Annotated in this window: 17 protein-coding genes; 5 read left to right on the top strand and 12 right to left on the bottom strand. The window is 37.3% G+C overall.

Annotation, left to right across the window (positions count from 1 at the left end; all coding sequences use genetic code 11):
* Positions 1 to 20 precede the first annotated feature (20 nt).
* The 5 genes from C8N37_RS17110 to C8N37_RS17090 all read left to right on the top strand — a co-directional run bounded on the left by C8N37_RS17110 (position 21) and on the right by C8N37_RS17090 (position 4,832).
* The gene (locus tag C8N37_RS17110; protein ID WP_186812836.1) at positions 21 to 968 is read left to right on the top strand and encodes a hypothetical protein; all 948 of its coding nucleotides are present in this window, start codon (positions 21 to 23) and stop codon (positions 966 to 968) included.
* Between the two features lie 7 nt (positions 969 to 975).
* Complete coding sequence (locus C8N37_RS17105) at positions 976 to 1,704, top strand: PRTRC system protein B (protein WP_186812837.1); 729 nt, start codon at positions 976 to 978, stop codon at positions 1,702 to 1,704.
* Complete coding sequence (locus C8N37_RS17100) at positions 1,701 to 2,510, top strand: PRTRC system ThiF family protein (RefSeq protein WP_108160050.1); 810 nt, start codon at positions 1,701 to 1,703, stop codon at positions 2,508 to 2,510. Before C8N37_RS17105 ends, C8N37_RS17100 begins: the two co-directional genes overlap by 4 nt.
* Before the next feature lie 419 nt (positions 2,511 to 2,929).
* The gene (locus C8N37_RS17095) at positions 2,930 to 4,126 is read left to right on the top strand and encodes a DUF262 domain-containing protein (RefSeq protein ID WP_108160049.1); all 1,197 of its coding nucleotides are present in this window, start codon (positions 2,930 to 2,932) and stop codon (positions 4,124 to 4,126) included.
* Complete coding sequence (locus C8N37_RS17090) at positions 4,119 to 4,832, top strand: hypothetical protein (RefSeq protein ID WP_108160048.1); 714 nt, start codon at positions 4,119 to 4,121, stop codon at positions 4,830 to 4,832. The genes C8N37_RS17095 and C8N37_RS17090 overlap by 8 nt, the downstream gene beginning before the upstream one ends.
* Positions 4,833 to 4,888: 56 nt before the next feature.
* On the opposite strand, the gene C8N37_RS17085 is transcribed toward C8N37_RS17090, so the two are convergent.
* From C8N37_RS17085 to C8N37_RS17030, 12 genes are read right to left on the bottom strand one after another with little or no spacing between them, the layout of a single operon-like run.
* Entirely contained in the window at positions 4,889 to 5,332 is a 444-nt protein-coding gene (locus C8N37_RS17085) for a DUF3872 domain-containing protein (RefSeq protein WP_108160047.1), read from the bottom strand.
* An 11-nt stretch (positions 5,333 to 5,343) separates the two neighbouring features.
* Positions 5,344 to 5,904 (bottom strand): conjugal transfer protein TraO, encoded by a 561-nt coding sequence (locus C8N37_RS17080; RefSeq protein WP_108160046.1) that lies wholly within the window; start codon positions 5,902 to 5,904, stop codon positions 5,344 to 5,346.
* Positions 5,905 to 5,928: 24 nt separating this feature from the next.
* Complete coding sequence (traN, locus tag C8N37_RS17075; RefSeq protein WP_108160045.1) at positions 5,929 to 6,822, bottom strand: conjugative transposon protein TraN; 894 nt, start codon at positions 6,820 to 6,822, stop codon at positions 5,929 to 5,931.
* Positions 6,823 to 6,849: 27 nt separating this feature from the next.
* Positions 6,850 to 8,181, bottom strand: coding sequence for a conjugative transposon protein TraM (traM, locus tag C8N37_RS17070; RefSeq protein ID WP_108160044.1), 1,332 nt, complete (start codon positions 8,179 to 8,181; stop codon positions 6,850 to 6,852).
* The gene (locus C8N37_RS17065; protein WP_108160043.1) at positions 8,168 to 8,455 is read right to left on the bottom strand and encodes a nitrogen regulatory IIA protein; all 288 of its coding nucleotides are present in this window, start codon (positions 8,453 to 8,455) and stop codon (positions 8,168 to 8,170) included. Before C8N37_RS17065 ends, traM begins: the two co-directional genes overlap by 14 nt.
* Before the next feature lie 10 nt (positions 8,456 to 8,465).
* The gene (locus tag C8N37_RS17060) at positions 8,466 to 8,903 is read right to left on the bottom strand and encodes a hypothetical protein (RefSeq protein ID WP_108160042.1); all 438 of its coding nucleotides are present in this window, start codon (positions 8,901 to 8,903) and stop codon (positions 8,466 to 8,468) included.
* Between the two features lie 11 nt (positions 8,904 to 8,914).
* Entirely contained in the window at positions 8,915 to 9,538 is a 624-nt protein-coding gene (gene traK, locus C8N37_RS17055) for a conjugative transposon protein TraK (protein WP_108160041.1), read from the bottom strand.
* 15 nt (positions 9,539 to 9,553) lie between these two features.
* A complete protein-coding gene (traJ, locus tag C8N37_RS17050; RefSeq protein ID WP_108160040.1) occupies positions 9,554 to 10,549 on the bottom strand; it encodes a conjugative transposon protein TraJ in 996 nt (331 codons plus the stop codon).
* Between the two features lie 2 nt (positions 10,550 to 10,551).
* Positions 10,552 to 11,184 (bottom strand): DUF4141 domain-containing protein, encoded by a 633-nt coding sequence (locus tag C8N37_RS17045; RefSeq protein WP_108160039.1) that lies wholly within the window; start codon positions 11,182 to 11,184, stop codon positions 10,552 to 10,554.
* Positions 11,185 to 11,210: 26 nt separating this feature from the next.
* Positions 11,211 to 13,715, bottom strand: a complete 2,505-nt coding sequence (locus tag C8N37_RS17040) for a TraG family conjugative transposon ATPase (RefSeq protein WP_108160038.1) — start codon at positions 13,713 to 13,715, stop codon at positions 11,211 to 11,213.
* A complete protein-coding gene (locus C8N37_RS17035) occupies positions 13,712 to 14,044 on the bottom strand; it encodes a DUF4133 domain-containing protein (RefSeq protein WP_108160037.1) in 333 nt (110 codons plus the stop codon). The genes C8N37_RS17040 and C8N37_RS17035 overlap by 4 nt, the downstream gene beginning before the upstream one ends.
* Complete coding sequence (locus C8N37_RS17030; RefSeq protein ID WP_244914455.1) at positions 14,025 to 14,864, bottom strand: DNA adenine methylase; 840 nt, start codon at positions 14,862 to 14,864, stop codon at positions 14,025 to 14,027. Before C8N37_RS17030 ends, C8N37_RS17035 begins: the two co-directional genes overlap by 20 nt.
* Between the last annotated feature and the right edge of the window lie 6 nt (positions 14,865 to 14,870).

Here is a 14,870-nt window from a genome sequence, read left to right as displayed (position 1 = left end):
AGTGCCAGTTCTTACCAAAATTGAATGCTAAGGAAGGTTTACAATTTGATTATAAAGCTAAAAGAACAGTAAGGGATTTTTATAAATCCCTTACCAAAACTGCAAGTAAATTCAATATCAATCCATTGTCTACAATAAATTACCCATTTCCCTATAATATTTCATTGGGCATTTGGGATATGCAGACAAAATTAAAGGAGAATGTTGCCGATTGGGAAAATTTGCATATTGCCCAAAGTAAAAGGAAAACATATTTGGCAAGTAAGCAAGTTCATTATACGGGTTCCTCTTTGTATTATATCCCAGTAATACCCCTTTATAAAATGATAAAAGACCCTGAGCGAAAAAGAAATGCTCGTTTGCTTTTATCCGTTTTTAGCTATCTGCATAGCATTGCTAATGTACCTTATTACAGAAATGAATCTAGCTATCTGTATTATCACTATGAAATGCACAGGGAATGGGTGGAACAGGACGAGGAAGAAGAAGAAGATGCTATGGGTGATATAGTAAAAGCTGAAATAATTGGCGATTCAATTCTCAAAAAGTTACAGAACCCGTTTAACTTGAATGTTTTTGAACAACGATTAAGGCTCTTTAATAAAGTGGATGACTTTGACCGCGACTGCTGGATGATAGCAAACGAAGCTTATGCCCTATATAACGCATATCCAAAGGAAAGCATTTTTCGTAATTCATTAATTCCTGAGATTAATCCTTATGATGATGACGAGAGAATTATTAGGATGGATCAATACATTTCTTTTTATGCAGAAGACAAAGGATGGTTATATAACAACATCAAAGAAACCGTCAACAATGAATTTAATGAATGTAGCCAAATTGAAGTACCAACAATATTTACTCCAATTGATGGTAGCAGAATTGCAGGTTACACATTAGATTTTGAAAAGCGCTTCTTTAACTTACTATGTGATCTATGCACTTTATTATATGATTATAAATAAATTCTAAATGAGAGCAATTAATGATATTACCCAAAATTTTGGTGAGTTGTATTACCCAGTATCAGCATTAGTTTTCTACCAAACGAAGAACGATAATTTTAAAGATACATATGTTGAACACTTTGAAATGGACAACAATGGAAATCCTATTAATGCTCATCCTCTTACCGTACTGGAAGCGGAAGAACTTGCCGCAGCTTTACAAACAGAAGAAGAGCAGAATAAAGCTTATTTAAAACCAAAAGATATATTGTCGCCAAACATTTTACATCTTAATCCATCAAAAAATGGTTCTGTCCTTTGGTACACAAATGCACAAAAAAGAGAATTGTTTTTTGTAAGTAGATTAGGAATTCCAAATGGTTTTGCATTTGTACCACCGATGGTATGGTATGCAACAAAAAACAGCCTTTCGGTTTTCGCCTTATCAAGTGATGAAAGACCGACAGCAAAAACGCCATTATATTACGCCCCCTACTTTAATATCTATCATGATGGTAAGGTATGTTTGGGAACAGTAAATGTTGAAATAAAAAACTTCGCATCATTGGAGGAATTTACAACCGCGTGGGAGTACTATTTTTTCAATAGCTATTTCAGCCACTTTGTGGACGGACTAAATTCAGTAAATGGCAATTGTATCCAAATTTGGAAGAAGCTTATCGGGACAGACAAGCCATTCCCTTTAGACGCTCTTAAAAAGAATAATATGACCCTTAAAAATCTTATAAAATGAATACCATAAAAACAGCAGTTCATTTTGTGGACAATTATCTTATTGCGCCTACGAACCCCATAACCATAAACTTAATTGGTGCAGGCGGTACAGGTAGCAAAGTTCTGACAGCACTTTTAGAAATGAATCATAGTCTTATTGAATTTGGGCACCCAGGTCTATTTGTCACTCTTTGGGACGATGATACAATTACAACCGCTAATTTAGGTAGGCAAAAGTTCGCTAGGTCAGAGGTTGGTTTATTAAAATCCGTTGCCATTATCAATAAGGCAAACCGTAATGAAGGTACAAATTGGAAAGCACAGCCTAGTAAATTTGAACGTGATAGATTTGGTAACATCAACGAAAAGGCAATTGCAAATATTACAATAACCTGTGTTGATAATGTAAAAGCACGATTTGATGTGGCAGAAATACTTAAATCGTCAAAAAAAGCTTTTGGGAATGATAGAAACAGACCGCTGTACTGGCTTGACTTTGGTAATAGCCAGCATACTGGACAAGTTATTCTTGCAACAGTAGGTAGCATAGACCAACCCGAATCTAAAAAATATGAAACCGTTGCTTCTTTACCATTTATTACGGATGAATATGGAGAACTACTGAAACAATCTGAAAAAGAAGATGATACTCCAAGTTGTAGCCTTCCTGATGCCTTAGCAAAGCAGGACCTATTTATTAATGGATCTTTGGCTCAAATGGGTTGCGACCTACTGTGGAAGCTATTTCGCAATGGTATGACACAGTCTAAGGGTTTTTTTCATAATCTCAAAGACTACCGCACTACTCCCATAAAAGTCGCTTAAATCGCCAATCCTGGCGGCAAAAATGCACTTCCTCACTCCTTTCGGAAGCGCATTTTTGCGTGTGAATAGGTGCAATCACATTGTCAATTAGCCTATTCCTCCAACCTGCTCCCAATAAATTGTCAAAACGATTGCGTGTTGCTTATGTGGGATAATTGATATCCCTTTAACTGATCCCCATTGTAACTACTTTCTTTCGTGAGGTATCCGAAAAAGAAAGTAGCAAAGAAACCGATAATCAGAGAAGAAGAATACGCTTATTTTGGCAAAAAAATAGAACCTTTAGGAATTACCTTTGATAATAATGAAACATTTTTTAAATAATTTGTAAAAACATTATATATAATGTATTAAATGATATACATTTGAAATAATTTATCCTTTTAACCTTATTATTAAAAAAATACACTTTCAAAAAAATGGAAAACAGAGTCTATTATGGTCAATATAATTTAAAACACTGGATTGACCTAATTCTTAAACAAAACATAGTGCTGCCGAATTACCAAAGATTTTTTGTTTGGAATGAGAAAAAGGTAGAGACTCTTATTAAGAGCTTTAAGAAAAAGCAGTTTGTTCCTCCTATAACAATTGGATTATTCAAGATAGAAAATGGAAAGGGGGAAAATTTAATTCTTGATGGGCAACAACGATTAACGAGTATTTTATTAGCATATTTAGGCTTGTATCCTGATCAAAGCCAATTTAAGGCCACTTTAAATGCAATTAAAATTGCGAACGAGAATGACGATGATGATGAGGAAGAAGAAGATGGCTATCTGCTTGATAATATTTTAAGCTGGGATTTTGAATACCTTACACAAAAGGGCAATAATAAGGAAAAGATTTTAAGCAGTATTGCACCAGGGAATTACAAAACTCTTTCAATAAATATAACAGATAAATTTCTAGAAGAGACATATTTAGGTTTTTCTTATTTAGTGCCATTTACCAAAAATGAAAAAGATCAATTAAATTATTATTCATCTGTTTTTAGAAATATCAATCTTCAAGGAGAGAAACTTTTAGAGCAAGAAAGTAGGGCTCCTTTGTACTTCCTTAATAGTGAACTAGAGGGTTTTTTCGATCCTGAATTTGTGAAAGCATTTACTGTAAACACTGTGAGCGTAAACAAAAAGGTAGACTTCGCAAGGTTCTTAGCTTTATTGTCTCAGTATGATAAGGATGGAAATACTAATAAAATTGCTCGGGGGTATAAACAAAAGATGGAAGAGTATTATGAGGAATATATTTACTCTGTGGTGGGCGAATCGACATCCTCTATTTTTATAAACTTTAATTCAATTTTTCCAACTAATGATTTTAAATCACGCTATGATATACTTGAATCAACAATGAACGACTTAGAAATGCATAAGCAATATACTTCTATCATAGATTTAGATATGTATTTTTTGGGCTTAATTTATTTAATCGTTTATAAAGAAAAAACCATTGACACTTCGAAAAAGACAGAATTATTTGTTGAGTTAAATGAAAAAATAGCATTATTTAAATCTGACGAAGCACATAAAAGAGCACCGAGTGCATTAAAATATCTAAAAGAAAGAATAAACGCTTCTATTGACATTTATAATAAGTATACAAATGCATAATCAAAGTAATTTTATTCTATCTCCCATTTGCAACATTCTAAGTGATGTGGTTTCAGGAAATTATGGATTAGGCAATGGAATTGAAACATATCCATTAAATGAGCATATCTTACAGTCGACATTTTTGAAAATGACTGGCTTTCAAGAACAAAAAATGAAAATTATTTGTTGGGAATTAGCGAGTGTTGACTTTGAATATCGGTATAAAAGATTCACACAAACTTTATTAGGAGCTTGTTCTACATACAAGGAAAAAAACTTAGTTTATAATGATCTGCTAGATCAAATAAAACTAATGGAACCTAATTTTGATGTAACTACCTCAATAAATCGGAAAGAAATAAGAAGAAAGACAATTTGGGAGTTACAGAAAGCGTTCCAAGAAACAAATTTAGGATCATGGAATCAAGTTATTGCAAGTGATTTCTTTTTAAATCATACCAATCTTATCAAGAATCATTTTTTTGCTACTTCAGACAATTTACTTGAAAACGTTCTACAAGATAAGTATGAATTACTTTATAAACACCGAAATAGGTGCGCTCACAATACCCTTTCCTACCAAAGTAATTTGCCAACACTTAAAGAACTATCTGAAGAAAATTACAATTTGAATAATTACCCAATAAGATTTGGAATCCTTATTCTTATCGATAAAGTTTTTATTAGACTTTATGAAAAGTATTTGTGCCTAAAGGATAATTAACAACAAAAAAGGCTTATCGTTTTTGATAAGCCTTTTTTAGTCTTTGCATTTAAATTCTAACCCTTGTTATTAAACTCAAACTTCACTTCCTTTTCATTCCCGAAGCTGTCCGATATCCAAATACTAAACGCTTCCGAAACAGTCGATAGGGATGTATAGTATAACCTGAACTCTTCCGATGGTATAGGATATAGGTCATTGGGTTGGTACGACGGGTCATCATAACACTTTAGCTGTCCTTCTCCATCATATTGGAAATACCGAATAAAATAATCTGTTCCGTTATATGTGCCAGCACTTTTAATACTAACACGGATTTCAACCGAATGGTTAATAGCTAGGGCTTTCGGCACCGGCATTACTATAACCTCAAATGGAAAATCCTGCTGAATTTCCAGATCTTTTTTACAGGACACAAAAGTGAATACTGTCCCAATGCTGACCAGAACTAAGATTATAATAAAAAAAAATGTTCTGAATTTATTTATCATTTTCATCATTGTTTGTGCATTTAAAAGTTAAATTTAATTCCAAAACCTGCGGATGGTCGCATGAGCTCCAGATCAGTTCCCCACAGAGCCCTTGTTCCTCCCTGAAGACTTAAAACAAATTTGTTGGTCAGGTAAGTCTCGAGGCGGAGCTGCCCACCAGCACCATAAATAAAATTTTCTTCGCTTAGAATCTTTGCACCATCATAGAGGACTGTTTCACCATTATTAATTCTTTCATAACCTGCAACTCCAGTTAGGGCAAGGTTCAATGCAATATTCTTGCGTCTATCCCCTAAAAGAAATATACTATAGCCTCCTTCCGCTAAATAGCTTTCAACAGGAATAGTGATATCTTTATAGGAATGGTTTTGTTGCGAGTACTGCAAACCCCAAAGTCCATAATTGCCGTTTTTACCATTTAACGTCATCCCGATACCCAGGTAGTAATCGGCACCAATTCGATCAAATGATAAGATACCAGCATTAATTTCTAATCCTTTCTGCTTTGGCATCATTCGTTGCGCCTGGCTACTAATTATTCCTGTTAACAGGAACATCATAATACAGATGTACTTTTTCATGTCTATTTCGAAATTAAAAGGTGATTAAAACTTTAAGTGCATTGCATTGATCAAACGAGCACTAACCAGGTCTGAGTTTTCTATATGAAGTGTTTGCTGCCGGCCACCGTTCTTTTCAAAGATTTCAATTAATAGAACCTTGTCATCTGCAATAGTAAATTGGTCCAGTAGAAACACATTCTGATCTTTGGACTTTCCTGCGATTTCGGCTAAAGGTTTATAAGTCCGAAGCGGAATCATAGTTCGTTCTTGGATTACCGTCCGCTTAGCCAGCTTTTTGTCCACCACCTTAAAGTTGATGAAGTCAATTTGAAAGGGAACATTAGTCTTATTACTCATTTCCGTATGGAAATAGTATTTTCCATTATGGATATAAATTCCTTTAAGCAGAAATTGAATTCCAAAGCTCTTAGCACCGATATGCTTAACAATCCGCTTATCCTTTTTATAGATAGTTTCCAGTAACAATCCGGCCAGTGATGGTGAATTATTTCCCAGCTCCTCAAATAGGACTTCACTCCCACCTACTTTATCGACAGCCTTCTGCATATGCGAAAGGTCATAAATTAGAGCTTCTGGGTTTGTACTGTAATATACATTGAAGCCATAAAACTTCCCTTCATTGGTAATCACTGAAAAGTTTGTTTCCTGCTCAAAGTCCTTCACAGAAGCTTTTACGCGTAATACGTTTTCAGCATCATCCGCTTTCCCTGCTATCAAATTGTCACTGCCAAGATCCACATATCTTATTGCAGTTGGAAAGATCAGGTGGGAAGTCTTATCATAAGTAACCTCCATTTTATAAGGTTCTATTTTACCTAGTGAAAGCGAAGCGTTTATAGTATCCTGGGCCAAAACTGGAAAATGGATACCAAATAGTAGGGCTATTGCCCAAGTGATTAAAATGTGATTATTCATTATATAAATTTTAAATATCGTTAGACCTTATTTTTTTGAAACAAGAAAAACTTGATGACCTGCTTTTAGGGTAACCTTCGGTGTCTTTACCTTCTTTGAGAAATAACCAGAAATACCCTGTACCACCCCTCGGCTGAGATCCGCAGCGACTTGTTGGCCTGCAGATTGGGTAAGCATGATACTTTGTCCGGAGGACTGGCTCATATTACCGGCCATTTCCGTAAGTGCATTCATTTCGGGAGAATACGGAACATAAAGACCAGCTTGCCCATCGACATCATAAATAGTAATATCCACCGGGATTATATGGCCTTCAAATTCAATCGAATTGATTTTTAGCTGTAATCGACCGCCTTGAAATTTTCCAATTGCAGTAACAATTGAACCAATAGGAATAACCCGGTTAGGTGTTCTGGCTGATTCCAATAACCGCAAACGTACTCCTCCCTCGCCTACAATCGTCTGTTCTTCATATATACTCGCTTTGATACTGTTTTTAGGTTGAACGACCTGATCTGTAGATCCAACAGTATAAAATCCCCGGTTTCGGTTTTGATTCCACTCCGCGAAGAATGTACTATCACTTGGCTCTCTATATAATGCTGAAACCGCATTCTTTCTTGCTGGAGCAAATGAAACAAAATATTCCTTTTGACTTTTGGTTGCTGATGAAACCTTAACGCTATCACTAACCGGAGTGTTTCCAACATTCGTTCCTTTGGGAAGATACTTTGCCGCCATTTCATATGACTTCTCCATTAAAGTCAATTGGTCATCAACGGTTGCAGCTTTAGGAATCTCTTTTTCAGCAAGCTTTTCTTTTAATTCCTCCACCTGTCTTCTTAACTCATTGCTTTCTGAACTATTATCCTGGTAAAAGGAACCTAAGGTATTCTGAGCGCGTTGATAACTATAAAGTGCAGGATTGGTTGATTTACCGTATTGATTGTCAGCTTTGTTTAAATTTACAGTGCCTGCCTCCTCTAAAGTTTCATTATTGTTTGGCTCTTTAGATTCCGTATTCCAATAATCAGAAAGGGTAGTTAAGGCGTTCCGCTTTTCCTGGTCTTTTTGTTCGAACATTTCCTGTTCATAAGCTTTTTGCTTATCCGCTTGCATCCCGGCTCCAGTTGCTTCAGGTACAGCATCGTTCAATCCAATATTCTGCAATTCCTCCTTTTCGACTGACGGTTTAAATATCAGATACATACAGGCTGAAAACACAATCCCCATAAGACCAAAAATCAAGATCTTTTTTATCCGGTCCTTATTAATTTTCTTTTCATCAATTGATTCGGTTATCTTTTCCGGGTCGCTTTTTTCTCCGGGAAACCGAACCTTATTTTCAAATTCTTTCATAAATTTTATTTTTAATAATTATTGAAACCGTATCCTGCATCGAAGCAGGACTTTTACCGCCTTGTAACTCGGGTGGCTTGATATGCTCAATCTTTATATTATTTTCTGGTTGAGCTATTTCAAAAAAAACATTTAGTAGAATAATTACCGTTAGTAAGGCATATGAAATAAACAGTATACGAGTATATTGTTGCTGCTTTTTCAGGGGTAAAGAATTCCACCAATGTTCTAACACTTTTATGCGGTCTCGAACACTTAACATTATATTTTTCATTTCAACTCATTTAGAATTTTAAACGAGCGCGCTTCATATTTTTTTCAGATTTAAACTGAAGGACTCTCCAAACCATATCAACAGCCTCTAATCTGTTTGGTGCGGTAGCAACAGTCAGATTATTTAGCACTACTTTTTTAATGGATAGATTTCCTGGCGCGGCTAGATTAATCTCCATCTTATCCAGAAAAAATTTATTGCCCAGGTTTTTTACATACATGGTGCACTGCACATGGGGTTTATCTTCGCCATCCCATTTTAAATAAGTTGAGAGTAGCATATGATCTCCACGAGGTTGATTGTCTGTCCCATCTTGGCAACATTTTAGATAGGCTTCAATGCTTTCTTTTATTTTATCTGGGTATTTTGATGCAGTAAGAAAGTATCCATTGTATCCTTTCTCAGTAAGTATCTTAGCAAAGTTTTCAAGATTTGATATATTTTCCATGAGGTTCGTTTTTATCGTTCAATAACTTCAATATCCCGGTTCTCAATTACTGCAAACTTTTCTATGTTGAACCCCTGTGGATTATTATCCGAGCGAACTGAATTTAGGAGATTGCAAGAAGTAACCAGGCTACGCTTAGTCACATTACTGGATCGGAAAATAAACTGTTTAGCATAGGTTCGCACAGAATAGGGATAGTGATCGAAATTGCAAACGACACTATCCACCTCAATCCGTTGCTGTACATTACCAGAGATTATTCTGTTGTAATAACCCTTTTCAGATAAATCCTTATAATAATCAAAAGCAGATTTATCAGCCAGATTAAATGCCCGTTTCATATTACTTTCAATTGCACCTTTTTCGGGTGCAAGTGTAAAGAATAGTTCGTGAAAACGTTTTACATGCTCCCTGGCTTCAACCGGTCGGTTAATACTGGCGTCTTGCGAGAGCGCCAGCATTAAAGATTTGCCATTATCCAATACATATACTTTTTGCCTTTGCTGTTCAGCAAAAAAGTAAGACTTCCAAATTGTATATCCGCACACAGCGGCACACAGGACAGCAAATACAATAGCATATAGCCTGGTTTTCCGAAAACTGTTTTCAATGTTTCTTAATGTTTTAAATTCCATTTTTTAAAATTTTAATTACTTTTTCATGAGTTGACCAACTACATTTCCTGCAGCAGATCCAGCTACTGCTCCCGCAACTCCACCGGCTTTGCTTGCGGTTTGCGCTACATTTTTAGTAAAGTTTCCTGCACCACCGCTTTGAATGATCCAACTCGTTACAGTAGGTATGGTGAAGTATCCCACAATACCGATGATCATAAAAATGATATATACAGTATTGGAGGTATCAGGGATGAACGTCGGATCAGCAAGCATGGCAATATCTCTTTCCAAAATCAAAGATTGAATCCTTGCTAGCATCGAGCTGAACAAATCCGAGACAGGTAACCAGAGATATACACTTATATAGCGAGTAAACCATTTCCCGAGTGTACCCTGAAATCCATCCCACACGCTGATAGCAAATGCTATAGGCCCAAGGATACTAAGAACGATCAGGAAAAAAGTTCTTATGGTGTCAATCACAAGGGCGGCGGCCTGAAAGAGTATTTCAAGCAGGTTGCGGAACCAATCCTTGATTGCCTTTTGGATTTGATGGCCAGTCCGGTCCATATACATTCCTGCCATTGTACCGATATCACTAGGTGACCATCCCAATTCATCCAACTTCTTATCAAACTCTTCGTCTGAAACCATAAACGCCGTCTCAGGATTACGGATCATCGCCTCATATTCCAATTGATCTTTTTGCACCTGCAATTTGTTCAGATCCAGCACCTGGTCTTCGAGCATAGAGTGTGTACCGGTAACCACCGGGCTAAGTATGGCATTTAAGCTGCCTAAAACGATAGTTGGAAAAAACATTATACACAATCCCAAAGCGAAAGGGCGTAATAATGGAAACACATCTATCGGTTCGGCACGGCTCAATGCTTGCCAAACCTTTAATGCCACATAAAATAAGGCTCCTAATCCCGCAAGACCTTTTGCAACTGCTGCCATATCCCCTGCAAGCGGCATCATGTCATCATAAAGTGCCCGCAGTAGTTCGTGAAGATTATTCCATTCCATAGCTACCAGTATTTTTGACTTGGGCTACCATATAGATCCAGTATCCTCTTACCGTCATTCTTTTTCTTTGCTCTAAGGTAGCTGACTGAAATATTTTTGTTCGTGTAGTACCTTACCAGGCTATGGTATTCCTTCACTTCCTTGTAAACCCTATCAATCACATCCATGCGCTCTTTGTCATTAAGTGAAAGACTGGAAGAGGATATAATCTGCTTTAATTCCTTCAGTAATTCGGTACTTTCATTTAACAATGCTGAATATCCGTTACCAATCGCCACCAGCTCTTGTGGTGTAAAGTTTGGATCGTTCATCATTTTACCGAAATTCTTAACGTACATCTCGGACACATCCCCAACAAGCAATACCGTTTGCTGTACCTTTCTGGCATCTTTTACTAGGTTACTGACCGCTTTAAGCTTGTCATAATATTCTTTACCCTGGTTGTACACCTTCTCAACTTCTTTAAAGTTTTTAACTACATTGCTTACAGTTGAGGATGTTTGGATGATTTCGTTTGCACTATTTAAAATGCCCGACGCAAGGTTTGCCGGATCAGCAACAATGAATTGGGCTTTTGCCGCTGGTACTACTGCTAATGTAATGGCAGTAACTACGAGATAAATGATCTTTTTCATTTCTTGAATTTTTATGTTGTTAATAATTATTGATTGTCTTGATCTCTCCTTTGTGAGGCGATATGCTTTATGGCGAGTTCTACATTTCCATCTAATTCATCCGCAAGTTGCATGACCTCCATCTTTTCAACCTCTTCGGTGGTGTAAGCAAGGTATTCTTCAGTGCTCACCTCAGTGGCATACACTGCGGAATGGGTACCACCCAGTCCAATCCATACTTCTTTGTAATTCCGTGACCGATCATTGTTCATATTAATGGAAAGGACCTGCGCCTTTTCTTTATCAGTCAATCCCAACATCTTTTGGATATCATCGAACTTATTCATGTATTTTCGCTGATCAAGCAGGATTTTACAATCCGAATTATTGATGATACTTTCTTTTACGATCTCAGATTGGATGATATCGTCCACCTCCTGGGTTACGACTATGGCTTCTCCGAAGAATTTGCGAACGGTTTTATACAAATACTTAATATACTCGGCCATACCCGCCTTCGCAATCGCTTTCCAGGCTTCTTCGATGAGAATTACCTTGCGAATTCCTTTCAATCTGCGCATCTTATTAATGAACACCTCCATAATAATGATAGTGACGACAGGAAACAGCGTTTTGTGATCTTTGATTGCATCTATTTCGAACACTATGAAACGTTTGGAAAGAAGGTCTAACTGCTGATCTGAGTTAAGCAAATAATCATATTCACCGCCTTTATAATAGGGTTCGAGTACATTGAGAAAATTGGCAATGTCAAAGTCCTTTTCCCTCACTTTTTTTTCTTCTAATATCATACGGTAATCGCTACCCACATATTCATAAAACCCATTGAATGAAGGACTGGAATCTGCTTGTTTTATAATTTCTATGTAGCCGGAAACAGCATTGGACAAGGCCACTTCTTCAGAACGGGTTGGCGGTTCATCATCCCGTTTCCAAAGTGTCATTATCAACGTTTTTATACTCTCCCTCTTCTCAATATCGAAAACTAAATCATCGGTGTAAAATGGGTTGAATGCAATCGGATTCTCTTCTGTATAAGTAAAGTAAATACCGTCCTCTCCTTTGGTTTTACTGTTGATCAGGTTACACAGTCCTTGGTATGAGTTTCCGGTATCTACAAGGAGAATATGAGCTTCCTGTTCGTAGTACTGTCGCTGAAGATGGTTACTTACAAAAGATTTTCCAGATCCGCTAGGGCCAATCAGAAATTTATTTCTATTAGTAATTATCCCTTTTTTCATAGGCAGATCGGAAATGTCTACATGAATAGGCCTGCCCGTTAAGCGGTCTGATAATTTAATACCAAAATGCGACGGAGAATTTTGGTAGTTGGTTTCTTCGGAGAAAAAACATAATGCAGGTTCTATAAAAGTGTAGAAACTTTCCTCACTCGGAAAATCCCCGGCATTACCCGGCATTCCTGCCCAATACAATGTAGCTACATCTGTTGTGTTGTGCCTAGGTTTACATTCCATTAGTGCCAATGCGCTACCGCAATCATTCTTGATCTGCTTTAACTCTACCGGATCGTCCGACCAGGCCATGATGTTAAAGTGCGCTCTTATAGACGAAAGTCCAAAGCTGTGCGCTTCATTCAGATATTTTTCTATCCACTCTTTATTGATTTGGTTTGCTCTGCTATATCTGGCCAATGAATGCATATTCCGGGCAGACTTTTCAAACTTTTGAAGATTTGCTTCGCTGTTGTCCAAAAACAGATATTGGTTATAGATATGATTACAGCTCAATAATAATCCAGCTGGAGCAGCAAAAGACAAACGGCAATCGCTTCGGTCAGTTGATAGCTTTTCAAATCGACTGTTTGCAGAAACGGTGCCTGGTAAATCGTCGGTATCTGAAAGTGTGTGCATGCATAAACGATTATTACCAATACGTACTTCTTCAGCACCAAGTGAAATATCCTGCATGGGTATTCCGGCATCTTTTGATAGCGTGAGATATTGTTCTAGCAATCCCTGACTTTCCACGGTCCCGACGATATTATCTTCGGTGAGCCTTTTAATGGTGATAAATCCGCTATCATTAACGATACGTTCAAATTGCGCTACCGATTCCATAAAGCGGTGAATCGTATCTCTATCCCTGATCTCTTTAGGTATAAGCGTGCCTTTGCAAAGGGAACTAAAGTTACTTTGCATTCGCATCCGTTCCTTTGTAGTCTTGGTCAGGAATAGGTAACAGTAATGATTTAGAAATGGACGCTCATTGAAATGACGTTGGTACGACTTGGCTAAAAAGCTTTGGTCTTCCTGTCCTAGATCAGGTGCGTAATTTTCTTTAAGATACCAATCCTGTTTATGGATGACTGTATAATCAGGCAATGTTTTAATTGCCTTGTGCCATGCAGCATGAATTGCTTCATACTCAACAGAAGCCACTGTAAACAGTTCTGGTAAATGCACTTCGAAACAGGCCGTAATATCAGCATCTTTGGAAATGATGCAGTTGTTTTCAACCGCCAATAACGGGAACTTACTTTCCAGTGTTGTAATCTTTGATACATTTCTCATACAACACCGGATTTAGGAGTGAATTTAATACAGCGACGTATAGACTTCCGGCAAATGATATACTTTGGGTGTCGCTTCCGGGCTGCAATTTTCATTAAGCCGTGTTCCCCGTATTTCCTATTCAGGGAAAAAGTCTGCCAAATTATAAGGGATGCACCTGCAACACCTAAAAACAAGCAGAAATACGAGCTGAGACCGGCTATGTACATCACCATGACCAGGATCAGAACACCTAACAATCCGGCTGCAAATAGGAAAAGATATTGCGCCTTAAGCCCCTTAAACTCTACAGTTCGCCCAACGCCTTTATTAATATTGTAATTGCTCATAATGTTGTTGATTATTTAGTTCGTAATTGGCCGTAAGAACCTCTGTCTTTTTCTTTCTTGCTTTCCCGGAATTGCTATCTACTACCACATCCCGTTGAAGCTTTATAGAAATCCAGTTGTAATTTTTTGCATACGCTGTGAGTTCAGGGCTTGGGTAACTACTCAATAGGAATTTCCCCTTTACTTCGGACAGGCATTTTAGCAAGGCTAGATAATCTTCAGATGAATACCCGTCGTAGTGGCCACAGTTTGAGTTGTAATATGGGGGATCACAATAATGAAAGGCTAAGGAATGATCACGTGAGTTAATAATTCGCAACGCATCAGTGTTCTCTATCTGAACATTTTGTAACCGGATAGCATAATCTTCTGTGAAGGATTCACGTTTATTAAATAGTTTGGTTGCGGAGGTCGTTCCAAGCTTGTCATATCCCCAAACGTCATCCATTTTTGAGCCAAAAGATTGATGGCACAATACCCAAACTGCCCATGCCCGCTGTAGCCTGGTAAACAAATGGGGATGTTTATAGATTACTTGTGCATCAGAATGTAGAGAGCGGCTGTGCAAACTAATCCTAATCATCTTTTCCAGTTCTACAAAATCATTTTTACAGATTTCGTAAAAGTTGATAAGCTCTCGGTTATAATCGTTAATAACCTCAACCTTAGAAGGCGCTTTAGCCCAGAAAATTGCCCCTCCACCAACAAAGGGCTCTACATAGGTTAAATGCTCGGGGATAATAGGTAGTATAATACTTACCAATCCTTGTTTGCCACCATAGTAGGTCAGCGGCGTTTTCATTCTTTTTCTTGTTGCCATAACGTT

This window comes from Sphingobacterium faecium (genome assembly GCF_003054045.1).
Taxonomy (GTDB): Bacteria; Bacteroidota; Bacteroidia; order Sphingobacteriales; family Sphingobacteriaceae; genus Sphingobacterium; species Sphingobacterium faecium.
Note: the sequence above shows the minus strand (reverse complement) of the source record. Positions and strands in the feature narration are given on the sequence as shown.